The organism is Pseudoalteromonas sp. S1609 (assembly GCF_005887255.1).
In the GTDB taxonomy this organism is placed as follows: domain Bacteria; phylum Pseudomonadota; class Gammaproteobacteria; order Enterobacterales; family Alteromonadaceae; genus Pseudoalteromonas.
This window is the reverse complement of record NZ_PNDJ01000112.1, coordinates 1-459: the sequence shown is the minus strand read 5'-3', so window position 1 is coordinate 459 and position 459 is coordinate 1. Positions and strand designations below refer to the sequence as shown.

The 459-nt window shown below is 42.7% G+C and carries 1 protein-coding gene; it reads right to left on the bottom strand.

Going from position 1 to position 459, the window contains the following annotated elements; translation table 11 throughout:
- Positions 1-459, bottom strand: a 459-nt coding sequence (locus CWB76_RS18895; protein WP_249363198.1) for a LysR family transcriptional regulator, incomplete at both ends; no start/stop codon positions are given.

Here is a 459-nt window from a genome sequence, read left to right as displayed (position 1 = left end):
TTTTTGCAAGGTCAAGGTTTTGCTCCCTAGCTGATAAACCACCCACTGGTGCTGTGCTAATTCATCGGGCGTAGTAGGCTTGCCATAATGCGAAAAATAATCAGGCGCGCCACAAATACAGGTACTCATTGTGGTTAACTTCGTTGCCTGTAGGTTTGAATCGCGCAGCGCAACTCCTCTAATTGCAAAATCAAATCCGTGTTTAATAATATCCACCACATCATCAGTTAGCTGTAAATCTATATCAATTTTGGGGTATTGGCGCTTAAAGGTATTAATTGCAGGCACTATTAATTGCATCCCCGCATTAACCGGGCAACTAATTTTTAATAATCCTTGGGGCTCACTTTTTATATTTTCTATTTGTTGATTGGCAGCATTAGCCTGCTCGGTAATAACTCGGCAACGCTCATAGTAAGCCATACCGGCTTCAGTAAGCGCCATAGTTCGTGTTGAGCG